Annotated in this window: 18 protein-coding genes; 6 read left to right on the top strand and 12 right to left on the bottom strand. The window is 73.9% G+C overall.

Annotation, left to right across the window (positions count from 1 at the left end; genetic code table 11):
- Positions 1-298: 298 nt before the first annotated feature.
- Both AB0G11_RS20440 and AB0G11_RS20435 read right to left on the bottom strand, forming a co-directional pair.
- Positions 299-2,788: a DNA topoisomerase IV subunit A gene (locus tag AB0G11_RS20440; RefSeq protein ID WP_357587423.1), complete on the bottom strand. Its 2,490-nt coding sequence runs from the start codon at positions 2,786-2,788 to the stop codon at positions 299-301.
- A gap of 107 nt (positions 2,789-2,895) precedes the next feature.
- On the bottom strand, positions 2,896-3,702 hold the full coding sequence (locus tag AB0G11_RS20435) for a hypothetical protein (protein ID WP_219510270.1): 807 nt from the start codon (positions 3,700-3,702) through the stop codon (positions 2,896-2,898).
- 117 nt (positions 3,703-3,819) lie between these two features.
- Between AB0G11_RS20435 and AB0G11_RS20430 the strand changes: the two genes are divergently transcribed.
- Positions 3,820-5,907 (top strand): RecQ family ATP-dependent DNA helicase, encoded by a 2,088-nt coding sequence (locus AB0G11_RS20430; RefSeq protein ID WP_357587422.1) that lies wholly within the window; start codon positions 3,820-3,822, stop codon positions 5,905-5,907.
- Between the two features lie 140 nt (positions 5,908-6,047).
- Here the strand turns inward: AB0G11_RS20430 and AB0G11_RS20425 are convergent, their stop codons facing one another.
- A complete protein-coding gene (locus AB0G11_RS20425) occupies positions 6,048-6,941 on the bottom strand; it encodes a sugar kinase (protein WP_219510269.1) in 894 nt (297 codons plus the stop codon).
- Between the two features lie 158 nt (positions 6,942-7,099).
- Here AB0G11_RS20425 and AB0G11_RS20420 point away from each other — a divergent pair, with 158 nt between their 5' ends.
- The 4 genes from AB0G11_RS20420 to AB0G11_RS20405 all read left to right on the top strand — a co-directional run bounded on the left by AB0G11_RS20420 (position 7,100) and on the right by AB0G11_RS20405 (position 12,576).
- Positions 7,100-9,808: a GNAT family N-acetyltransferase gene (locus tag AB0G11_RS20420; RefSeq protein WP_357587421.1), complete on the top strand. Its 2,709-nt coding sequence runs from the start codon at positions 7,100-7,102 to the stop codon at positions 9,806-9,808.
- Positions 9,809-9,937: 129 nt separating this feature from the next.
- Complete coding sequence (locus AB0G11_RS20415) at positions 9,938-10,528, top strand: DUF5998 family protein (RefSeq protein WP_219510267.1); 591 nt, start codon at positions 9,938-9,940, stop codon at positions 10,526-10,528.
- A gap of 69 nt (positions 10,529-10,597) precedes the next feature.
- Positions 10,598-11,764: a nucleotide pyrophosphatase/phosphodiesterase family protein gene (locus tag AB0G11_RS20410; protein WP_219510266.1), complete on the top strand. Its 1,167-nt coding sequence runs from the start codon at positions 10,598-10,600 to the stop codon at positions 11,762-11,764.
- On the top strand, positions 11,761-12,576 hold the full coding sequence (locus AB0G11_RS20405) for a sulfurtransferase (RefSeq protein ID WP_357587420.1): 816 nt from the start codon (positions 11,761-11,763) through the stop codon (positions 12,574-12,576). The genes AB0G11_RS20410 and AB0G11_RS20405 overlap by 4 nt, the downstream gene beginning before the upstream one ends.
- Here AB0G11_RS20405 and AB0G11_RS20400 read toward each other — a convergent pair.
- The 4 genes from AB0G11_RS20400 to AB0G11_RS20385 all read right to left on the bottom strand — a co-directional run bounded on the left by AB0G11_RS20400 (position 12,516) and on the right by AB0G11_RS20385 (position 17,226).
- On the bottom strand, positions 12,516-15,167 hold the full coding sequence (locus tag AB0G11_RS20400; protein ID WP_357587418.1) for a CHAT domain-containing tetratricopeptide repeat protein: 2,652 nt from the start codon (positions 15,165-15,167) through the stop codon (positions 12,516-12,518). The genes AB0G11_RS20405 and AB0G11_RS20400 overlap by 61 nt on opposite strands.
- Positions 15,164-15,610 carry a hypothetical protein gene (locus tag AB0G11_RS20395; RefSeq protein WP_219510263.1) on the bottom strand — a complete coding sequence of 149 codons (447 nt, stop codon included), beginning with the start codon at positions 15,608-15,610 and terminating at the stop codon, positions 15,164-15,166. The genes AB0G11_RS20400 and AB0G11_RS20395 overlap by 4 nt, the downstream gene beginning before the upstream one ends.
- Complete coding sequence (locus AB0G11_RS20390; protein WP_219510262.1) at positions 15,607-16,140, bottom strand: sigma-70 family RNA polymerase sigma factor; 534 nt, start codon at positions 16,138-16,140, stop codon at positions 15,607-15,609. Before AB0G11_RS20390 ends, AB0G11_RS20395 begins: the two co-directional genes overlap by 4 nt.
- A gap of 72 nt (positions 16,141-16,212) precedes the next feature.
- Complete coding sequence (locus AB0G11_RS20385; RefSeq protein WP_219510261.1) at positions 16,213-17,226, bottom strand: S8/S53 family peptidase; 1,014 nt, start codon at positions 17,224-17,226, stop codon at positions 16,213-16,215.
- 175 nt (positions 17,227-17,401) lie between these two features.
- Here AB0G11_RS20385 and AB0G11_RS20380 point away from each other — a divergent pair, with 175 nt between their 5' ends.
- Positions 17,402-17,896: a DUF3145 domain-containing protein gene (locus AB0G11_RS20380; protein WP_219510259.1), complete on the top strand. Its 495-nt coding sequence runs from the start codon at positions 17,402-17,404 to the stop codon at positions 17,894-17,896.
- A gap of 173 nt (positions 17,897-18,069) precedes the next feature.
- Here the strand turns inward: AB0G11_RS20380 and AB0G11_RS20375 are convergent, their stop codons facing one another.
- From AB0G11_RS20375 to AB0G11_RS20355, 5 genes are read right to left on the bottom strand one after another with little or no spacing between them, the layout of a single operon-like run.
- Positions 18,070-19,494, bottom strand: coding sequence for a carboxyl transferase domain-containing protein (locus AB0G11_RS20375; RefSeq protein WP_219517483.1), 1,425 nt, complete (start codon positions 19,492-19,494; stop codon positions 18,070-18,072).
- On the bottom strand, positions 19,495-20,727 hold the full coding sequence (gene fabF / locus AB0G11_RS20370; RefSeq protein WP_219517481.1) for a beta-ketoacyl-ACP synthase II: 1,233 nt from the start codon (positions 20,725-20,727) through the stop codon (positions 19,495-19,497).
- A 36-nt stretch (positions 20,728-20,763) separates the two neighbouring features.
- Complete coding sequence (locus AB0G11_RS20365) at positions 20,764-21,000, bottom strand: acyl carrier protein (protein WP_219517480.1); 237 nt, start codon at positions 20,998-21,000, stop codon at positions 20,764-20,766.
- Between the two features lie 57 nt (positions 21,001-21,057).
- Positions 21,058-22,014 (bottom strand): beta-ketoacyl-ACP synthase III, encoded by a 957-nt coding sequence (locus AB0G11_RS20360; RefSeq protein ID WP_219517478.1) that lies wholly within the window; start codon positions 22,012-22,014, stop codon positions 21,058-21,060.
- The gene (locus tag AB0G11_RS20355; protein ID WP_219517475.1) at positions 22,011-22,907 is read right to left on the bottom strand and encodes an ACP S-malonyltransferase; all 897 of its coding nucleotides are present in this window, start codon (positions 22,905-22,907) and stop codon (positions 22,011-22,013) included. Before AB0G11_RS20355 ends, AB0G11_RS20360 begins: the two co-directional genes overlap by 4 nt.
- Positions 22,908-22,973: the final 66 nt, after the last annotated feature.

Here is a 22,973-nt window from a genome sequence, read left to right as displayed (position 1 = left end):
CCGGGCCCCCTGGCGACACGCCCGCCGTAGCCTCCAAGGCGCACGGCGGGCGCCAGACCCCAACCAGAGGGACCAGACCCGCGCCCTGCGCCTGCCCGCCCAGGCCCCGCACCGGCCCGCGTTGGCGGCCATCCGCCTGTGTCCAGCGCCCGTTCAGGGTCCGCGGCACCACGACTGTCCGCGCGCGTCCGGGCCCGCCCACGGGCCGTTCAGGGCGTCCGCCTCAAATGGCGGGCGTCCGTACGGCCCGTCCGTGAAGGGCCCCGGCGCCGGCAGCGTGCCGGGGCTCAGGCGGCGGTTACTCGGTGTCCTGGGAAGTTTCTCCCTCGGGGTCGTCGGGGGAGGAGGCGAGGGGGCCGCCGATGGCGCCGATGGTGTGGGTGAGGCGCACGCCCGAGCCGTCACGGCGGCCGATCTCGTCGGGGAGCGGTACGGGCTTGCCGACCGAGGAGACCGCCTTGGCCGGGGCGGGCCCGGCCCAGGCGAGCAGCAGGACGTCCTCGCCCTTGAGGAAGCGCTGGGCGCGTACGCCGCCCGTGGCGCGCCCCTTGGCGGGGAACTCGGCGTAGTCGGACACCTTGCCGCCGCCGACCTGGGTGCCGGGAAGCGCGGTGGAGGAGCCGGCGACCGTCACGACCTGGCCGGGCCGGGCCGGGTCGACGACGCCGAACCAGATGACCCGCGCCCCGCCGTCGAGCCGGATGCCGGCCATGCCGCCCGCGGGCCGCCCCTGGGGGCGCACCTGGGCCGCCTGGTAGCGCAGGAGCTGCGCGTCGGAGCTGATGAACACCAGGTCGTGCTCTTCGGAGTCGAGCTCGACGGCGCCGACGACGGTGTCGCCGTCCTTGAGGGTGATGACCTCGAAGTCGTCACGGTTGGCCGGATAGTCGGGCACCACCCGTTTCACCACGCCCTGCGCGGTGCCGAGGGCCAGGCCGGGGCTCTCGGGGTCGAGGGAGCCGAGGCCGACCACGGTCTCGTCGGGCTGGAGCGACACGTACTCGGAGACGGGATGCCCGCCCGACAGGGAGGGCGGGCCGGCGGACGGCGGCAGCGTGGGCAGGTCGACCACCTGGACGCGGATGAGCCGGCCGAGTGACGTGACCACGCCAACCTCGCCTCTGACGGTGGTGCGCACGGCGGAGACGAGCACGTCGTGGGCGGTGCGGTCACCGGTGGCGGCCAGCGGGTCGGCGTTGGAGGTGCGGGCCAGCAGGCCGGTGGACGACAGCAGCGCCAGGCAGGGGTCGTCGGCCACCTGGAGCTCGACCGTCGCGGTGCGGGAGACGCCGGACGCCTCCAGCAGCACGGTGCGGCGCGGCGTGGCGTACTTCTTGGCCACCTCGGCGAGCTCGCCGGAGACGACCTGGCGCAGCCGCGTCTCGGACGACAGGATGCCGGTCAGCTCGGCGATCTCGTCGGTCAGCGTCTCCTTCTCGCGGTCGAGCTCCAGCTTGTCGTAGCGGGTCAGGCGGCGCAGCGGGGTGTCGAGGATGTAGGCGGCCTGGATGTCGGTCAGGTCGAAGACGTCCATCAGCCGCTCGCGGGCCTGCCCGGAGTCGTCGGAGGAGCGGATGACCTGGATGACCTCGTCGATGTTGAGCAGCGCGACGATGAGGCCGTCGACCAGGTGGAGGCGGTCCTCGCGCTTGCGCCTGCGGTGCTCGGAGCGGCGGCGGACGACCTCGATGCGGTGGTCGACGTAGACCTGGAGGAGCTCGCGCAGGCCCAGCGTGCGCGGCTCGCCGTCGACCAGCGCGACATTGTTGATGCCGAACGTCTCCTCCATCGGCGTGAGCCGGTAGAGCTCGTCGAGCACCGCCTCGGGGATGAAGCCGTTCTTGATCTCGATGACCAGGCGCAGGCCCTTGTGCCGGTCGGTGAGGTCCTTCAGGTCGGCGATGCCCTGCAGCTTCTTGCTGGTCACCAGCTCTTTGATCTTGGTGACTACGCGCTCGGGGCCGACGTTGTAGGGCAGCTCGGTGACGACGATGCCCTTGCGGCGCGGCGTGATCTGCTCGACCGCGCACTTGGCGCGCATGCGGAACGTGCCGCGGCCGGTCTCGTACGCGTCACGCACCCCCTGCAGGCCGGTGATCGTGCCGCCGGTCGGCAGGTCGGGGCCGGGGATGAACTTCATCAGCTCGTCGAGCGTGGCCGTGGGCTTCTTGATCAGGTGGCGGGCGGCGGCCACGACCTCGGCCAGGTTGTGCGGCGCCATGTTGGTCGCCATGCCGACCGCGATGCCGGTCGTGCCGTTGACCAGCAGGTTGGGGAACGCCGACGGCATGACCGTGGGCTCGGTCTCCTGGCCGTCGTAGTTGGGCTTGAAGTCGACGGTGTCCTCGTCGAGCGACTCCACCATGAGCATCGCGGCCGGGGCCAGCCGGGCCTCGGTGTAACGCATGGCGGCGGGCAGGTCGTCGGGCGAGCCGAAGTTGCCGTGCCCGTCGACCAGCGGCAGCCGCATCGAGAACGGCTGCGCCAGGCGCACCACCGCGTCGTAGATGGCGGTGTCGCCGTGGGGATGGAGCTTGCCCATCACGTCGCCGACGACGCGGGAGGACTTGACATGCCCCCGGTCGGGGCGCAGGCCCATCTCGCTCATCGAGTAGAGGATGCGCCGCTGCACCGGCTTGAGTCCGTCACGGGCGTCGGGCAGCGCACGCTGGTAGATCACCGAATACGCGTACTCGAGGAAGCTCGTGCGCATCTCCGAGGAGACGTCGATGTCGACGATCCGCTCTTCGAAGTCCTCAGTCGGGGGTGCAGGGGTACGTCGGGCCATGTCGAACATTGTGCCGAAGAAACGCGGGTGCCCGCGACACCGACGTGCTTCGCCGTGCGCCTGGACGCCCACATGATCACTTTTGTGCCGATCTTGATCGGAAATCGCTAGGCCAGCGACCGCGCCCCGAACACGAGGACGAGGAACAACAGGACCTCGACGCCGTACACGATGTTGCGCCCGGTCGGACCGGCGACCACGAAGGCAACGGCGGCCAGGAAGCACCCGGCGGTCAGCAGCAGGTCGGCCACCCCGAGGACGAGCGCCAGGGCCAGCCGGACCAGGAACAGCACGAACCCCAGGCCGAACCACTGGTCGATGGTCGAGTCGTCGTAGGCCCACCGCGACAGCGACATCGGCGTGTAGAGGCAGCCGTCCCAGAACTCCTGCCACCGCTGGGCCAGGCCGCTGGGCCGCTCCTGCATGATCGCCTGGGCGCCCTGGAACTCGATGACCTTGAGCGTGCCGTCCGTGACGTCGATGAGCACTTCCTGGTTGGCGACCTGGATGACGGCCGTGCCGTTGACCACGGCGGTGAACCGGCCGCCCCCGCTCAGCACCTCGTACACCAGGTCGGTGCCCGCCACGGGCGAGCCGGGCAGGACCCCGTCGTGGTCGCGGAAGATGACGTAGAGGGCGTTCTGCTTCTTGGCCACGAGGCTGTGCTCGGCGCCCACGGAGAACACGCCGATCGGCGTGGCGATCGAGGCGTCGCCGGTGACCTTCACCCCGCCGGGCCCCCACTCGAGCTTGACCGGCAGGAACATCGGCCGGTAGGACGCCTTCACGTCCGTCCCCGCGCAGCCCGCCGCGCCCATCCCCACCACCAGCAGCATCACCGTGACGACCCGCGCGAAAGCTAGACGCGGAACCGCCGGCCGCCGGGCACGTCGCGCGAGTGACAACTCCGCCATGAACCCTCCTGAGGGCCGTGCTCTCCAGGGGTGACGTACGCTCAACGCTTCGCGCCGATGGCGGGTTCCGCCGCTCGCGGGCGCGAATCGTCGGGGAAACCTGGTAACAAGGGACACATGATTGACGCCCCCGACGCCGGGATGCTGCGCGAAGAGGCCGAGGAGAAGCTGCGCGCGCTGGCCGGCGAGCACGCCAGGCTCCGCGACGACCAGTGGAAGGCCATCGAGGCGCTGGTCGTCGACCGCCGGCGGGTGCTCGTCGTGCAGCGCACCGGCTGGGGCAAGTCGGCCGTCTACTTCGTGGCCACCGCCCTGCTGCGCGAGCTCGGCGAGGGGCCGACCGTCATCGTGTCGCCGCTGCTGGCCCTCATGCGCAACCAGATCGCCGCCGCCGAGCGCGCCGGCATCCGCGCCGTCACCATCAACTCGGCCAACCCCGAGGCGTGGGAGGAGGTCTACGGCCAGGTCGCCGACGGCCTCGTCGACGTGCTGCTGGTCAGCCCCGAGCGGCTCAACAACCCCGACTTCCGCGACAACGTGCTGCCCGAGCTGGCCGAGAGCGCCGGGCTGGTCGTCGTCGACGAGGCCCACTGCATCTCCGACTGGGGTCACGACTTCCGGCCCGACTACCGCAGGCTCGCCACCCTCTTCGAGGAGCTGCCGCCCGGCATCCCGGTGCTGGCCACCACCGCCACCGCCAACGCCCGCGTCACCCGCGACGTGGCCGAGCAGATGGGCGAGGACACCCTCGTGCTGCGCGGCCCGCTGGAGCGCGAGAGCCTCCACCTGAGCGTCGTACGCCTCCCGTCGGCCGAGCAGCGGCTGGCCTGGCTGGCCCAGACGCTGCACGAGCTGCCCGGCTCCGGCATCGTCTACACGCTGACCGTGGCCGCCGCCCACGAGATCGCCTCCTACCTGCGCGAGCAGGGCCACGAGGTGGCCGCCTACTCCGGCCAGACCGACCCGGCCGAGCGGCTGGCGGCCGAGGAGGCGCTGCTCAACAACAAGATCAAGGCGCTGGTCGCCACCAGCGCGCTCGGCATGGGCTTCGACAAGCCCGACCTGGGCTTCGTCGTCCACGTCGGCGCGCCGCAGTCACCCGTCGCCTACTACCAGCAGGTCGGCCGCGCGGGCCGCGGGGTCGAGCGGGCCGAGGTGATCCTGCTGCCCGGCACCGAGGACCGCGACATCTGGGCCTATTTCACCTCGCTGGCGTTCCCGCCGGAGCCGGTCGTGCGCACCGTGCTGGAGACGCTGGCCGAGCGCGGCGTCATGTCCACGCAGGCCCTGGAGACCGCCGTCGACCTCAGCCGCAGCCGGCTGGAGATGATGCTCAAGGTCCTCGACGTCGACGGCGCCGTGCGCAGGGTCAAGGGCGGCTGGGAGTCGACCGGCGAGGAATGGTCCTACGACGCCGAGCGCTACTCCCGCATCGCCGCCGAGCGCAAGGCCGAGCAGGACGCCATGCTCGGCTACCTGACCACCACCGACTGCCGTGAGGAATACCTGCGCCGCCGCCTCGACGACGAGGCAGCCCGGCCGTGCGGCCGCTGCGACAACTGCACCGGACGCCACCGCTCACCCGAGATCGCCGCCGGGGCCGTCGAGACCGCCCGCGAGCGGCTGAGCAGGCCCGGCGTCGACATCGAGGCGCGCAAGCAGTGGCCGACCGGGCTGGCCGACCTGTCCGGGCGGATCAAGCCCGAGCTGGGCGCCGAGCCGGGCCGCGCGCTCGGCAGGCTCACCGACATCGGCTGGGGCAACCGGCTGCGCGAGCTGTTCGCCGGGGCCGACGGGCCGATGGCCGACGACATGTTCGCCGCCGTGGTCAAGGTGCTGTCGGCGTGGGAGTGGCGCGAGCGGCCGGTGGCCGTGGTCAACGTGCCGTCGGCGTCGCGCCCGCTGCTCGTGCGCGGGTTCGCCGAACGGCTGGCGCAGGTGGGCCGGCTGTCCTACCTCGGCGAGCTCGGCTACCGGTCGGGGCCGCCCGGACAGCAGTTCAACAGCGCCAAGCGGGTGCAGGCCGTGCGGGCGACGCTGGCGATGCCGCGCGAGGTGGGTGCTGCCGTGGCCGCCTGCGGCGGGCCCGTGCTGCTGATCGACGACCGCGTCGACACCGGCTGGACGATGACGCTCGCCGCCGCCCTGGTGCGCCACGCGGGCGCCCCGGCCGTCCTCCCGCTCGTCCTGGCCACCACGTCCTGAGCGCCGTACGCCCCTGAGCCCCGCACGTCCTGAGTGCCGTACGTTCAGCAGCCCGTACGTTCAGCAGCCCGGGACGTTCGGGAGCCCGGGACGTTCGGCAGCTCGTACGGTGGCTCGGAGGGAGAGGCCCCGCCGGAAGGTCAGAGGCGGGGCCGCGCGCCCAGGTGCACGATCGCCTTGGCGGCCAGGGCGCACCCGGCGCCCAGCGACTCCGCCGGAGGCTTGCCCGCCAGCCACGCCGGCAGGAACCCGGCGCAGAACGCGTCACCCGCGCCCGTGCCGTCGACGATCCGGTCGACCGGCTCGGCCGGCACCCGGACCGGCTCCGGCCGCCCGTTGCCGAACCACAGCGCGCCCTCGGCGGTCATCTTGATGACGACCTGCGGGAACCACGCCGTCAGCACCTTGGCCGCCGCCTCCGGGTCGTCCCGCCCGGTCAGCACCTTGGCCTGGTCGATGTTGGCGAACAGCAGCTTGGCGCCGTTGGTCCACTCCAGGAACGGCTCGGCGCCCGTACGCTCGAGAGGCGCCGACGAGGCGCAGTCGACGGAGATCGACATCCCCGAGCGGCGCGCCATGTCGAGCGCGGCCAGCCCCGCGTCGCGCGAGCCCTCGTTGATCAGCGTGTAGCCCGACAGGTGCAGGTGGCCGCCGCCGTTGAACAGGTCACGCGGCAGGTCCTCCGGCGACAGCGCCGCGTTGGCGCCCGGGTCGGACAGCATGGTGCGCTCGCCCTTGTGCGTGACGAGCACCACGCAGGTGCCGGTGGGACGCTCGGGGTCCATGACGAGCCGGGCGTCGACTCCGTAGCCCATCAGCTCCATGTCGCGGTTGCGCCCCGTGATGTCGGCGCCCCGGCGGCCGATGAAGGCCACCTCCGCGCCCTCGACGGCTAGCCACGAGGCGATGTTGGCCCCGGACCCGCCACCGTGCATCGTGACGATCGCCGGGGTGTCGCTCGCCCTGGCGAGCGCATAACGGGCGCGCGCCACCGCGTCGGTCATGAGATCGCCCACCACGACGACCCGCGTCATGATGCCACCACCTTGCTGCCTACAGATCGAGCCTGGCCACGGCAAAACTAACAGCTTCCAGCCGGTTCGTGTGGCGGACCCCCGACACCCGGCCTGAGTCGATGCACAAGCGTTGCCCAACTTCTTGACATGTGGGACACGGGTTTACGCTCGTGACTGTGGAGGCACAATATCCCGCTCACTGGGAAGCCGACGTCGTCCTGGCCGACGGCGGCACCGCGCACGTGCGCCCGATCAGGCCCGCAGACGCCGATCGGCTGCGCGCCTTCTACTCGCGGCTGTCCCCGGAATCCATCTATTTCCGGTTCTTCGGGCCCCGGCCGCGCCTGTCCGACCGCGAGGTCACCCGGTTCACCACCGTCGACTACGAGAGCCGCGTCGCCCTGATCGCCACCATCGGGGCGGAGATGGTGGCCGTCATCCGCTACGACCGCACCGGGCCGGGCGAGGCCGAGGTCGCCTTCCTCGTCGAGGACGCCCACCAGGGCAGGGGAGTGGCCTCCGTGCTGCTCGAACACCTGGCCGCCACCGCCCGCGAACGCGGCATCGAGCGCTTCGTCGCCGACGTGCTGCCCGCCAACATGAAGATGATGGGCGTGCTGCGCCAGGCCGGCTACACGGCGGAGAGCAGCTTCGCCGACGGCGTCGTCCGCATGACGCTCGACCTCACCCCGACCGAGACCGCCGCCGAGGTCACCACCGCCCGCGAGCACCGCGCCGAGGCCCGTTCGATCGCCCGGCTGCTCACCCCCGGCTCCGTCGCCGTCATCGGCGCCTCCCGCGAGCCCGGCGGCGTCGGCCAGACCGTGCTGCGCAACCTGCTGGCCGCCGACTTCACCGGCCCCGTCTACCCGGTGCACCGCGAGGTCCGCGCCGTCGCGGGCGTGCGCGCCTACCCGAGCGTGACCGCCATCGACGGCGAGGTCGACCTCGCCGTCGTCGCCGTGCCCGCCGAGAGCGTGCTCGACGTGGTCAAGGAGTGCGCCGAGAAGGGCGTGCACGGCCTCGTCGTCGTGTCGTCGGGGTTCGGCGAGACGGGCAGCCGCGGCCGTGCCCGCCAGGACGAGCTCGCCCGCATCGCCCGCTCCTACGGGCTGCGCGTGGTCGGCCCGAACTGCCTGGGCATCGCCAACACCGACCCCGCCGTCAAGCTCAACGCCACCCTCGCCGCCACCGTCCCAGGCCGTGGCCGCGTGGGGTTCTTCAGCCAGTCCGGTGCCCTCGGCACCGCCCTCCTCCAGCGCGTCAAGCAGCGCGGCATGGGCATCTCGTCGTTCGTCTCCGCGGGCAACCGGGCCGACGTGTCGGGCAACGACCTGCTCCAGTACTGGGAGGAGGACGACGCCACCGAGGTGATCCTGCTCTACCTGGAGTCGCTGGGAAACCCGCGCAAGTTCACCCGCCTGGCCCGGCGCATCGCCCGCACCAAGCCCATCGTCGTCGTCAAGAGCGGCGGCACCCCGTCCGGCCACTCCGCCGAGGAGCTCGGCCTGCCCGACTCCGCCGTCAGCTCCCTGTTCGAGCAGGCCGGGCTGATCCGGGTGGCCGACCTCATCGAGCTCTTCGACGTCGGCCAGCTCCTGGCCTACCAGCCGCTGCCCGCCGGGCCGCGCGTCGCCCTGGTCACCAACTCCGACGCGCTCGGCCTGCTGGCCGCCGACGCCTGCGTCGCCGCCGGGCTCGCTCCCCGGCCCCCGGCCAACCTCGGCCCCGCCGCCGGGCCCGACGAGTTCGGCACGGCCCTCGCCGCCGAGCTGGCCTCACCCGAGGTCGACGCGGCGGTCGTCATCTACATGCCGCCCATCCCGGGTGACGCCGCGGGCATCGCCGACCGGCTCATGGAGGTGTCGCGGGGCTCGGCCAAGCCCGTCCTCGCCACCTTCCAGGGGCATCTGGGCATGCACCCCTGCCTCCAGACGGGCGCCGCCCCGGCGCGCGGCTCCATCCCCTCCTACGCGGCCCCCGAGGAGGCGGTGCGCGCCCTGTCCCACGCCGTCCGCTACGCCGCCTGGCGCGCCCGCCCCGCCGTCCCCCCGGCGGACCTGGAGGACATCGACACCCCGCGCGCCCGCGCCCTCGTCCACCGCACCCTCACCCCGCCGCCCCAGGAAGCACCCGGCACCCCTGCGGACGAAGCCGCCGCCGCCCCCGCCGTGCCGGACGCCGCGCCGGACGCCGGGGCGTTCGCCGAGGCGGGGCCGCCGGTCCTGGCCGACGCGGCCGAGCTGCTCGCCTGCTACGGGCTGAGCGTGTGGCCGGCCGAGGTGGCCGGGTCGCCGGACGAGGCGGTGGCCGCCGCCGAACGGCTCGGGTGGCCGGTGGTGCTCAAGCTCGCCGACCCCCGCGCCGCCCGCCGCGCCGGGACCGTACGCCTGGGCCTGTCCACCGCCGAGAGCGTCCGCCACGCGTACGCCGAGCTCGCCCGCCAGTTCGGCGACGCCACGGAGCTGGCCGTGCAGCGCATGGCCCCGCAGCCCGCCGTCCCCACGGTCGTGACCGTCGTCGAGGACCCGGCGTTCGGGCCGGTGGTGTCGTTCGGGCTGGGCGAGGTGACCGCGCGCCTGCTGCTCGACCAGGGGTTCCGTCTCGCGCCGCTGACCCGTGACGACGCCGCCGGCCTGGTGAGGTCCGTACGGGCCGCGCCGCTGCTGTTCGGCGAGTACGGCTACCCGCCGGTGGCCGTCGACGCCCTGGAGGACCTCCTGGTCAGGGTGGGCCGTCTGGCCCACGACCTGCCGGAGCTGGCCCGTCTCGACCTGGACCAGGTCCTGGTCGGCGAGAGCGGCGTGATCGTCCTCGGCGCCCGCGTGACCCTCCGCACCCCGCCCGGCCCCCGGCTGGACGGCGGCCCCCGCCGCCTGGGCTGACCGGCGCGGGCGGCGGGCTCCGCCCCGGCGGGGAAGCTGGGGGCGAAAGGAAAATTTCGGTGTTGAAGACGTTATAGAGCGTTATATCCGGCGGGTGAGTGCACTGCGACGCCCTGGCAAACTGGATCCATGAGGGAAACCCGAGTCTCAGCCGCGGGCCTGCGTGAAGCGATCGAGCGCAGCGGCTACTATCCCGACCTCGTCACCGATGCGGTCGAATCCGCGCTGGGCAAGGAGGCCGTGACCGCGTTCGTGGTCCATCACGAGGCCACCTTCGATCCCGCGATGGAGGTGCGCCGGCACGTCACCGTGCTGGTGCTGTCCGGCACGAGGCTGCTGGTGTGCCACACCGACGAGCACCCGGCGGTGGAGGGGGTCTCGACGGCGCACGCGTCCACGACCACGGAGGCGGTGCGGCTGAGCCGCGTCCAGTCGGTCGCGGTGACCCGGGTGGTTCCCGACCCCGCCTCCTACGTCCCGGGCGTGCCGCCCACCGAGGTGACGCTCACCATCGGCTGGGGCGCCATCTCCCACGTGGACCTCGAACCGGCCACCTGCGGCGACGAGAACTGCGAGGCCGACCACGGCTACACCGGCGCCATCACCGCCGACGACCTGTCCCTGCGCGTCAGCGAGGCCGCCGACGGGCCCGAGGCGGTCACCCACGTGCTGGCCTTCGCCAAGGCCTTGTCGGAGGCCACGGCCCGCGCCGCCGCCTGAGCGATCATCCCCCGTACGGCCTCGCCGACGCTGTAGGTGGGCGCCGCCGCGGCGTCTAAGATCGAGGGCATGGACAGCGTGCCGCTGGTGCCGGCCTACGGCGGGGCCTCGTTGCCCGACCTCGCCCGTTCCCTGCTCGCGGCCCTCGGCCTCGACGAGCCCAACCCGCTGGCGATCGCGCCCGCCACCCGCACCTGCCTGTTCCTGGTCGACGGCCTCGGCGCGGAGCTCCTGCGCGCCCACCCTGACACCGCTCCCTTCCTCACGGCCGCCGCTGCGACCACCGCCACCGGCGGGACGATCGCCCCTCCGGCCCACGCGGCGCCGCCCGCCACCCTCACCGCCGGGTTCCCCGCGACGACCGTGACGAGCCTGTGCTCGCTCGGCACCGGGCTGCCGCCGGGCGAGCACGGCATGCTCGGCATGACGCTGGCCGTGCCCGGCGCCGGCCTGCTGTTCAACTGCCTGCGCTGGACCGGGACGCCGATGGACCCGGCCGAATGGCAGCCGAGCACGACTGTTTACCAGCGGGCCGCCGCGGCCGGGATCGACGCCGTCTACGTGGCCCCGGCCGAGTTCGAGGGCACCGGCCTGACCGACGCCGTCTACCGGGGCGTCCGCTACGCCCCCGCCGAGACGCCGGACGAGCGCGTCACCAGGGCGCTGGCCGAGCTGGCCGGGCCGCGCGCCCACGTCACCGTCTACTACGGCGACCTCGACGCGGCCGGGCACATGACCGGCTGGGGCGGCGACGAATGGCTGCGGCAGCTGGCGATCGTCGACCGCATGGCCGAGCGCCTGGCCGAGGGACTGCCCGACGGCGCCGCCCTGTACGTGACCGCCGACCACGGCATGATCAACGCCGCCGACAAGCTCGACGCCGAGAAGACGCCCGAGCTGACGCGCGGCGTGGCGATGCTCGGCGGCGAGGCCCGCGCCCGCCACGTCTACGCCGAGCCCGGCGCGGCCGGCGACGTGCTCGACGCCTGGGCGGCGACGCTCAACGGGCGCGCCTGGGTGGTGCCGCGCGAGGAGGCGGTCGAGGCCGGCTGGTTCGGGCCGGAAGTGCGCGGCGCGTGGCTGCGGCGCATCGGTGACGTGCTCGCCGTCCCCTACACTGACCTGGCGATCATCGCCCCGTCCGCGCATCGGATCGAGGCGCTCTTCACCGGCTACCACGGCTCCATGACCGCCGCCGAGCAGCTCGTACCACTTGTGGAGGTATCCCGCAGATGAGCCCGCTGATCACTCCGGACGAGCTGGCCGCGCTGGGCGACACGGCGAGCGTGCTCGACGTGCGCTGGCGGCTGGGCGGCCCGCCCGGGATCGGCCTCTACCGCGAGGGTCACGTGCCGGGCGCCGTCTTCTGCGACCTCGACGCCGATCTGGCGGCGCCGCCCGGCGACGCCGGCCGGCACCCGCTGCCCGGCGCGGACGCGTTCGAGCGGGCGATGCGGCGGCTCGGCGTGTCGGACGGCAGGCCCGTCGTGGTGTACGACGACGCGGGCTCGACGGTGGCCGCCCGCGCCTGGTGGACGCTGCGCTACTTCGGCCACCAGGACGTACGGGTGCTCGACGGCGGGCTGCCCGCCTGGATCGCGGCCGGGCTGCCGGTCACCAAGGACGAGCCCCGGCCCGAGCCCGGCGACTTCACGGCCACGCCGGGCGGGATGCCGGTCCTCGACGCCGGGCAGGCCGCGGCGCTGGCCGGCTCCGGCGTGCTGCTCGACGCCAGGGCGGAGGAGCGTTACCGGGGCGAGGTGGAGCCGGTCGACCCGGTGGCCGGGCACATCCCCGGCGCGGTCAGCGCCCCGACCACCGCGAACGTGGGCGCCGACGGCCGCTTCCCGGCCCCGGACGTGCTGCGGGTCCGCTTCGCCGGGCTGGGCGTGACGGGCGGCGTGCCGGTCGGCGCCTACTGCGGGTCGGGCGTGACGGCCGCGCACGAGGTGCTCGCGCTCGCGGTCGCCGGGATCGACGCCGCCCTCTACGTGGGCTCGTGGTCCAACTGGGTGGCCGACCCGGCGAGGCCCGTCGCCACCGGCTGAACGCCCGCCGTCGCGGGCCGGACGAGCGGCCGGTGACCGGCGCCGAAGCACACGAAGCCCGGCACCCCCGTCGCGGCCGACGAGACGGCCAGCGCGGCGTCGGCCGGCCGGCCGGCGGCCAGCAGCTCGTGAAAGGCCGTCATGAGCGCCAGCGCGTCCTCGTCGCCCACCGGCACCATCCCCGCCACCACGCAGGCGGCGCCGCGCGACAGGAACGTGCCGGCCAGCCCGAGCGGCGCCCCGTCGGCGGGCGTGCGCGCCATCCCCGAGTCGCAGGACGACAGCACCACCAGCCTCGGCGCCCGCTCCGCCCGCAGCAGGTCGTACGCCATGAGCGGGCCGTCCTCCAGCGTGATGCCGGACAGCAGCGGGCTGCGCGCGTGGAACACCCCGTGGGCGGCCAGGTGCAGCACGTCCGCGCCCGCCAGCGCGTCGAGCACCGCCTGCCTGCGGCCGGGGACCGGGCGGGCGCCGGGGTGGCGGGCGAGCACCCGGCCCACCTCCTCCTCGGCGTGCGCGAGGCCGGGCCCGGCGGCGGCGACCACGGACGGCGGCCCGTCCCCGGCGCCGCGTCCGCTCGCCGCCAGCCATCCGGCCGCGCTCGCCGCCACGCTCACCGGACGGCCGCGCAGGCAGGGCAGCGCGCCCCACGGCATGGTGTGCAGCGGCCCGGTCGGCACCAGGACGAGCGGCCGGTCGCCGAGCTCGTCGGCGAGCTCGTCAGCGAAGGGCTCCAGCAGCAGCCGCCCGAGCTCGGCCCCGACGGCGTCGATCGGCTGCGGAGGCGCGGCGCCGCCCTCGCGCAGCCCGGCCCGGCGCAGCGAGTAGCGCAGCCGGATCAGCGTCTCGGCCACCGCCCGCAGCCCGCCGAGCCGCCGCAGCGTCACGCGCTCGCCGGTGACGACCACGCCCAGCAGCGACTCCTCGTCGGTGACGTACTCGACCAGCGCGGCCCGCCCCAGCTCCTCGCGCAGCCGCCCGGAGCCGGTCAGCGGGCGGGCGTGCGCGGGCGCGGCCACCGCCCGCCACCGCTCCGCCCACTCGAACACCTCGCCGGCGTCTCCGTCGCGGATCGCCAGCCGCAGCCCGAACGCCGCCAGCCGCTCACCGGCGCGGGCCGCGTGGGCGCGCAACGCCGGGTCGTCGAGCGTGTCCATGCGCCCGCCCATCTCGGCCAGCCCCTCCCGCACGGCGCGGAAGGCGCCCGGGACGTCCTCCTGCAGCGCCGCCTCCAGCGCGAGCGCGTGCTGCCGCACCAAGGGCGGCACCTGGGCGGCCTGGGCCAGCCGCCGCTGCTGCGTCTCGCTCGACAGCGGCGTCAGCCGGGTGCCGGCCGGCATCCACCGCTCCTGCGGCCTGGCGTGCTGGGTGAGCCGCGCGAGCTGGGCCGAGGCCGTCGGGTGGTCGTCGACGGCCAGCGCGGTCTCGGCCGCCACCAGCCGCAGCGCCGCCGCCCCGGCCAGGTGGGCGGCGTCGCGTTCGAGCTCGCCCGCGCACGCGATCAGCTCGGCGAGCAGCGCGGGCGTGGGCGGCTCCAGCGCCAGCCTGGCCCGCAGCACGACCTCCCTGGCCAGCGGCAGCCACGAGTGCCGCTCCTGCTCCGCCAGCTCGCGCCCGGCCCGCTCGGCCACCGTGATCGCCTCGCGGGCGTCGCCCGTCAGCAGCTCGACCTGGGCGAGCTTGAGCCGCGCCTCGGCCAGCGCCGCCCGGCCGCCGGACTGCTCCAGGTCGGGCACGGCCAGGCTGAGCAGCGCCCGCGCCTCGCCGGGCAGGTGGGCGGCCAGCAGGGCGCCCGCGAAGTCGGCGCGCATCGTGGCCAGCCGCTCGGTGAAGCCGAACAGCGTGTCCTGGGCGGCGCGGTAGTGGGCGAACGCCTCGCCGACGTCGCCGCGCCGTACGGCGAGAAAGGGCAGGTTGGCGGCGGCGAGCCGGGCCAGGTGGTGGAGCCCGGCGTGGCGGGAGATCTCCAGGCAGGCGCTGATGTCGCGCATGGCGTCGTCCCAGTCGCCCCGGTAGGCGTGCACCAGGCCCCGGTTGAGCAGCCCGCCCGCCAGGAACCTGCGGTCGTCGAGCGTGCCCGGCGCGGCCACGAGCGCCCGCAGCGCCCGGTCGCAGGAGGCGACGGCCTCCTGGTAGCGGCCCAGGCAGGCCAGCGCGACGGCCCGCTGCGTGTCGAGCTTGGCGCGGTCGAGCGGCGACAGGTGGGCCCAGGCCAGCGCGGCGACGCGCAGCGCCTGCAGCGGATGGCCGCGCTCGGTGCGCACCGTCACCAGCGACAGCCGCGCCTGCGCCAGCCGCTCGCCGGGCGCCCCCACGGTGCCGATCGCCTGCCTGAGGTGCTGCTCGGCCGCCTCCAGATCGCCCAGCTCACGCTCGGCCAGGCCCATCGCCCGCAACGCCACCGCCGTCGCCTCCGCGCCCCCGGGGACGGCCGCCGCCTTCGCCAGGATCGTCCGGCCGGCCCGCAACGCCTGCGGCGGGTCGACCACGGAACGCTGCACCGCCATCTCCGCCGCGCGCACGAGCATGGCGACGACCGGGGACGTGTCCCGCTGATGCTCCGGTGTCGTCAGGTTCGGCTCGGTGTTCAAGGGCGGATGCGCACCCACCGGGTCTGGACGGGGGCGTTGCCGGGGCGGTGGCAGACCACGCTGAGCCAGCCCGGCGGCAGCCCGGTCACCGCGAAGTGGCCAGTGGGCGCCAGCCGCCTGCTCAACGTCAGGTGCGGGGTGCGTACGTCGACGAGTGTCCCGTCGCCCGGAGTCGGGCACACCTGCCCCGCCACGTCGATCAGCCCGTCGCCGAAGGTCACCTCCAGGTCGAAGGTGAGCCCGGCCGCCACGAAGCGGACCATGTGCGGGCCCTCCGGCCCGCGCACGCCGCGCGTGGCGGTGCACTCGGCGGGGACGGCGGTGATCGCGCTGGGGACCCGGAGCCGGAAGACGTCGCGGGCGGCCGCGCTCACGTGTCCCGGGATGGGATCGCTCCCGGCGGCCAGTCTGAGGGCCGCCAGGAAGTATTCGTCGTTGATCATTGCACCGTCTCCTGTAGTGAGATCAGGGTGCGCAGTTTTTCCAGGCAGCGCGCCCTGGTAGGGCCGACGCTGCCGATCGGGACGCCCAGGCGCTGGGCCATCTGCCGGCTGCCGAGATCCGTCGCCACCAGCCGGAGCATGGTGCGGCAGGGCTCGTGCAGGGTGGAGACCGTCTGCCAGAGCAGGCGGTTGCCGTCGGCCTCCAGCACGGCGGAGGCCGGGTCGGGCGCGGCCGGGGGCTCCGCGGCCACGCTGTGCGGAGTCTTCCGCAGCAGCTGGAGCGCTTCGCGGCGGGTCGTGGTGGCCAGCCACGCCCCCACGGCCGCGGGCTCCCTGATCGCGTGCAGCCGCTCCAGCAGGCGCAGCCACGCGCCCTGGACGACGTCCGCCGCGTCGCTCTCGCCGAGACCGCAGGAGCGGGCCACCGCCCACATCCGCGGCCCGAAGCGGGACACGAGCTGGTCCCAGGCGTCCTGGTCGCCACCGGCCGCCGCCGCGAGCAGCTCCGCTGGGTCGCGCGTGTCGTGCATACGGCCTCCTTCCCGACCCTGCCGGGAGGCTGTCCTGCCTCCACGTGATCGCCCGGGGACTGAGCGTAAACTCTACAGACTCGACGGGACGAGAACTCCCAGATCGGGAATTTGCCGGGTGGCCTGCGGATCCAGCACCGCCTTGGCCGCCTGGGCCGCCGGCAGATCGCGCGCGGCGTCCGCGATGGCCCCCGCCACCAGGGCCGCGGCGAACGACGTGCCGCTCCACGAGGCGTAGCCGGCGAACTCGCCCCGCTCCGGGAACGTGCTGGTCAGCCACTCGCCGCGGGCGCAGGCGTCCACCCACGGCCCGTACGCCGAGAACGGGGCGCGGCGCTGCTGGGTGTCGTCGACCGCGCCCACCGCCACCACCGGCCCCAGCGCGGCCGGGTAGAAGGGCACGTCCGAGGCGGAGTTGCCGGCGCACGCGACCACGACCGTGCCGGGCAGCTCGGCCAGCGCGTCGGCCAGCAGCGGCGGCGGCCTGCCGTCGAAGGTGTGGCAGCCGAACGACAGGTTCAGCACGTCGGGCGGCCGCTCGCGCATCCGGTGCAGCGCCCGCACCACGGTCGCCTCGTCGCCCAGCCCCTCGCCGTCGAGCACCCGGGTCACCCGCAGCGACACGCCCGGCGCCCGCATCGTCAGCAATCCGGCCAGGAACGTTCCATGCCCGGCCTGGCGGCCCTCGGCGGCGTCGTCGTCCTCGGCCCGGCGCTCGGCGAACCAGTCGCTCCCGGCCCACCAGCGGTGCTCCGCCACGCCGGTGTCGAGCAGCCCGACCACCACCGGCGAGCGGGTGCGGCTGTGGCGGTGGGCGATGGGCGGGGCGGGGAAAGGGCGCGACGCCGGCCCGCCGAAGAACAGCGGCTGCCCGGCCAGCACGTGGTTGGGGGAGGCGCGGAAGCCGTGCTCGCGCAGGTCGGCGGTCAGCTCGCACGGGTCGACGCCGTCGGACAGGTGGATCACGCAGACGCCGTCGGCCTCCGAGACGGCCTGCGTCCAGCGCGAGGCGGCGGACAGCGCGCTGCGGTCGGTCAGCACCTGACCTGGGCGGATGAGCGCGTCGCCGACTTGTTGGATGTTCATGAGCGGGTATCTTTCCCCGCCGGCCGTCCTGTCACGTGTCACACGCGCACCAACTTGGTATGGCCCCCCTCTGGTGTCGGATTGCGACCGACGGTAGTCTCTCCCTAGTCACTTGTGATCATCCCGGGGCGAGGCCGTTGGGGAAGGCGCACCTCGTACCGAAACGGGAGGTCCGGTGTCTGCTCGTGGCGTGCTGTACGTCCACTCGGCTCAGCCCGCGCTGTGCCCTCATATCGAATGGGCAGTCGCGGGTGTCCTTGGCGTGCCCGTTGATCTTACCTGGACGCCGCAACCCGCCGCGCCCAACGTGGTGCGCGCGCAGGCCGAATGGGAAGGCCGGCCCGGCATCGCCGCCGCCATCGCCTCCTCACTCATGGGCTGGCAGCGCCTCAGGTTCGAGATCACCGAGGACGCCTCGCCGGGCGTCGACGGCTCCCGGCACGCCTACACCCCGACGCTCGGCGCGTTCAGCGCGGTCATCGGCGCCGCGGGCGACATCATGATCCCCGAGGACCGGCTGCGCGCCGTGATGCTGACCGCCGGTCAGGGCCGCTGCGTGCTGGAGGAGGAGCTCGACAAGCTGCTCGGCCGGCCCTGGGACGAGGAGCTGGAGCCGTTCCGCTACGCGGGCGACGGCGCGCCCGTCCGCTGGCTGCACGCCGCCGTCTGACGCGCAGCGCCGCCCCCCGGTCCCACGCCCGCCACCCCCCGGTCCCACGCCCGCCACCCCCCGGTCCCACGCCCGCCACCCCCCGGTCCCACGCCCGCCACCCCCCGGCACGAGAGCAGACGCGAAAGGGGCCCCGCACCGAATCGGTGCGGGGCCCCTCGCCGTCGTCCGGACTACAGCGGGATGTTGCCGTGCGCGCCCCGGGCCGGGGTCGCTTGGGCCAGGACCTTGGCGATCGCGCCCCGGGTCTCCTCCGGCTTGATCACCTCGTCGATCACGCCCAGCTCCTGCGCGCGGCTGAGCCCGCCCGCGAGCTTCTCGTGCTCCTCGGCGAGCCGCTGCTCCAGCTCCGCGCGCTCCTCCTCGGAGGCGGCGGCGAGCTGGCGGCGCTTGAGGATGCGGACCGCGGCGACCGCGCCCATGACCGCGACCTCGGTCGTCGGCCACGCGAACACCTTGGTCGCGCCGAGGGCGCGGGAGTTCATCGCGATGTAGGCGCCGCCGTAGGCCTTGCGGGTGACGAGCGTGATGCGCGGCACCGACGCCTCGGCGAAGGCGTGCAGCAGCTTGGCGCCGCGGCGCACCACGCCGTCGTGCTCCTGGCCGACGCCCGGCAGGTAGCCCGGCACGTCCACCAGCACGACCAGCGGCACCCCGAAGGCGTCACACATGCGCACGAAACGCGCGGCCTTCTCGGCGGAGGTGGCGTCGAGGCAGCCGCCCAGCCGCATCGGGTTGTTGGCGATCACGCCGACGGTCCGGCCGCCGAGCCGCCCCAGCGACGTGACGATGTTGGGCGCCCACTTGGGGTGCAGCTCCACGCCGGGCTCGTCGAGCAGGCCGTTGACCAGCGGCTTGACGTCGTAGGCGCGGCGCGGCGAGTCGGGCAGCAGCGAGGAGAAGTCGACCTCGCCGATCTCCGACGAGCGGACCCGGCCCTGGTGGCCGAGCAGCACGGCGAGCTGGCGGGCCTTCAGCAGCGCGTCGGTCTCGGTCTTGGTGACGACGTGCACGACACCGCTGCGCTTGCTGTGCGGCTCGGGGCCGCCCAGGGCGGCGCTGGTGACGTCCTCGCCGGTGACGCTGCGGACCACGTCGGGGCCGGTGACGAAGATGCGGCCCGAGTCGGCCAGGATCACCAGGTCGGTCAGCGCCGGGCCGTAGGCGGCGCCGCCGGCGGCCGGGCCGACGACCACGGAGATCTGCGGCACGACGCCCGACGCCTTGGTCATGGCGGCGAACACCCGGCCGACGGCGTGCAGCGACTCGACGCCTTCGGCGAGTCGCGCACCGCCGGAGTGCCAGATCCCGAGGACCGGCACCCGTTCGCGGACGGCCACGTCATATGCGTGGACGATGTGCTCGCAACCCTCGCTGCCCATCGCGCCGCCCTGATAACGCGCGTCGCTGCAGAACGCGACGACGGGGACTCCCTCGACGCGGCCCATGGCGGCCAGCACGCCGCTCTTGTCCTCGGGGGTGATCAGCCGCACCGACCCCTCGTCGAGGAGGGCGGCCAGGCGGACGGCGGGATCGCGGGGATCGGCAGGCTCCTGTTCGGGACCCTCGGTCGCCACGCGGTTGTCGAGCACGGTCATTTAAGCCCCCTTGAACACGACGGTCACGTTGTGGCCGCCGAAGCCGAACGAGTTGTTGACCGCGGCGATGTCACCCGCGGGCAGGGCGCGGTGGGCGCCGTGCACGAGATCGACCTCGATGCCGTCGTCGACGTTGTCGAGGTTGATGGTGGCGGGGACGATGCGCTCCTGCAGCGCCTTGACGGTGAAGACGGACTCGATGCCGCCGGCGCCGCCCAGGAGGTGGCCGGTCATGGACTTGGTCGAGGTGACCAGCGGGTGGGTGCCGATGGCCTTGGCCACCGCCTGCACCTCGATGACGTCGCCTGCCGGGGTGGAGGTGGCGTGCGCGTTGACGTGCTTGACGTCCTGGCCGGTGATGCCGGCGTCGGTGAGCGCCTGCGTCATCGCCATGATGATGCCCCGGCCCTCGGGCTCGGGCTGGGTGATGTGGTGGGAGTCGGCCGAGTAGCCGACACCCGAGGCGTAGGCGTAGATCCGTGCGTCGCGGGCGCGGGCGTGCTCCTCCGACTCCAGGACGAGGATGCCGGCGCCCTCACCCAGGACGAAGCCGTCGCGGTCGCGGTCCCACGGCCGGGAGGCGCGCTGCGGCTCGTCGTTGCGGGTGGACATGGCGCGGGCGGCGGCGAAGGCCGCCACGTTGAGGCCGTGGATGGCGGCCTCGGTGCCGCCGGCGATCACCACGTCGGCCCGGCCCGCCCTGATCATGTCCATCGCGTAGCCGATGGCCTCCGCGCCGGAGGCGCAGGCGGACACCGTGGCGTGCACCCCGGCCTGGGCGCCCCGGTCGAGGCCGATCCAGGCGGCGGGGCCGTTGGGCATGAGCATCGGCACCGTGAAGGGCGACAGCCGGTTCCAGCCGCGCTCCTTGTAGGTGTCGTAGGCGGACAGGGTGGTGTTGATGCCGCCGATGCCGCTGGACACGACGACGCCCAGCCGCTCGGGCGCCACCTCCGGCGCTCCCGCGTCCTGCCACGCCTCACGCGCGGCGACCATCGCGAACTGCTCGCTGCGGTCGAGACGGCGGGACTCGGGCCGGGGCAGCACCTCGGTCGGGTCGACCGCGGCCGTCCCCGCGAACGTCACGGGGACGGTGTCGATCCAGTCCTCGGTGAGGGTCCTGACACCCGACTGACCGGCGAGGAGCGCCGACCAGGACGAGGCGACGTCTCCACCGACGGGCGTCGTCGCGCCGAGCCCGGTGACGACGACACGTACCCGGTTTGCACTCACGTTTCGCACTCCTTGTCGATCAGGGGTAAGGACGTTCTAGTTCTGGATGAAGGTGAGGACGTCCTTGACCGTCTTCAGGTTCTTGAGCTGGTCGTCGGGGATCTCGACGCCGAACTCGTCCTGGGCGGCCACGGCGATCTCGACCATGGACAGGGAGTCGATGTCGAGGTCGTCCACGAAGCTCTTCTCCGGGGTGACCTCGGCGGCCGGGATGCCGGTGATCTCGTTGATGATCTTGCCGAGGCCCTGGAGGATGTCCTGCTCGGTGGCCATGTCGCTGGTTCTCCTTAGTTTTCCTGGTTCTGCACGGCTTCGCCGTACAAGCTTTTCTTAGGGGATCTCGATGACCTGACCCGCGTAGGTCAGGCCGGCGCCGAAGCCGAGGATGAGCGCGAGCTCACCCGAGCGGACCTCGCCGCGCTCCAGCATGCGCGAGAGCGCGAGCGGGATGGAGGCTGCGGAGGTGTTGCCGGCGGTGACGATGTCGCGGGCGATGACCGCGCGCTCGGCGCCCAGCCGGCGGGCGATCGACTCGATGATACGCAGGTTGGCCTGATGCGGGATGAACGCGGCCAGCTCCGACGGGTCGACGCCGGCGCGCTCGCATGCCTGCTTGGCGACCGGGTGGAGCGCGGTGGTGGCCCAGCGGAAGACCGTCTGGCCCTCCTGCTGCAGCGAGCTGTGGCGGTCGTCGATGCGGATGGCCTCGGACTTGTCGCCGGAGCTGCCCCACACGACCGGGCCGATGCCGGGGGTGTCGGAGGGGCCGACGACCGCGGCGCCCGCGCCGTCGGCGAAGATCACCGCGGTGGAGCGGTCGGTCCAGTCGATCCACTGCGACAGCTTCTCCGCGCCGATGACCAGCACGTTGCGGGCCGAGCCGGCGCGGATGGCGGCGTCGGCGGTGCCGAGCGCGTAGCAGAAGCCGGCGCAGGCGGCGTTGACGTCGAAGGCGCCGGGGGCGTCGATGCCGAGCCGGTGCGCGACGACCGCGGCGGCGTTGGGGATCTGCGACTCCAGAGTGCAGGTCGCGACGATGACCAGGTCGATGTCATCGGCGGCCAGACCGCTGGCGGCCAGCGCCTTGCCGCCCGCCTGGGCCGCCATGTCCTCCAGCGTCTCGCTGTCGGCGGCGACCCGGCGCTCCTTGATGCCGACGCGGGACTGGATCCACTCGTCGTTGGTCTCCATGGTCCTGGCCAGCTCGTCGTTGGTGACGACGCGGGCGGGCTGGTAGTGGCCGAGGGCCAGCAGCCTGGCGCCGGGCGCGGTGTCGGCGATCCTCACTTGATCAGCTCCCTGGCGGCGTCGAGATGTTCGGGGGTCTTGACGGCCACGGTCTTCACGCCGCGCAGCCCGCGCCTGGCGAGGCCGGTCAGCGTGCCGCCGGGCAGCAGCTCGATCATCGCGGTGACGCCCAGCTCGGCCATCGTCGCCATGCAGGAGTCCCAGCGCACGGGGTTGCTCACCTGGTTGACCAGGCGGCTCATGACCTCGTCGCCGCCGGTCACGACCTGGCCGTCGGCGTTGGACAGCAGCCGCACGGTGGGGTCGGCCGGGGTGACGGAGGCGGCGGCCTCGCGCAGCCGCGCGACCGCGGGGGCCATGTGCGCGGTGTGGAAGGCGCCGGCCACGGCCAGCGGGCGGAGCCGGGCGCCGGCCGGGGCGTCGTCGGCGAAGGCGGCGAGCTGCTCCAGCGTGCCGCCCGCGACGATCTGGCCGGAGCCGTTGATGTTGGCGGGGGTCAGGCCGTGCTTGTCGATGGCCGCCAGCACGTCGGGCTCCTCACCGCCGAGCACGGCGGTCATGCCGGTCTCGGTGACGGAGGCGGCCTCGGCCATCGCCCGGCCGCGCTCGCGGACCAGCGTCAGCGCCTGCTCGGGCGTGATCACCCCGGCCAGCGCGGCGGTCGCGAACTCGCCGACGCTGTGGCCGGCCAGCAGGTCGGGGTTCACGCCGAGCGCCTCGGCGCTGGCCAGCGCGGCCGCCACGAGCAGGGGCTGGGCGACGGCGGTGTCGCGGATCTCGTCGGCGTCCGCGGTGGTGCCGAACGCGATCAGGTCGAGCCCGGCGACCTCCGACCACGCGGCGAGCCGGTCTGCCACACCGGGCAGCTCCAGCCACGGGGTGAGGAAACCTGGGGTTTGGGCGCCTTGGCCCGGCGCGACGACTACAAGCACGAAATCCACCATGCCCTGTAGAACTTCGACACGCCGATGAAGATCTGAACGAACTTTGTCCGGGCT

The sequence above is a fragment of the Nonomuraea sp. NPDC023979 genome, from assembly GCF_040639085.1.
Taxonomy (GTDB): Bacteria; Actinomycetota; Actinomycetes; order Streptosporangiales; family Streptosporangiaceae; genus Nonomuraea; species Nonomuraea ceibae.
This window is presented reverse-complemented; position numbering and strand designations above follow the sequence as displayed.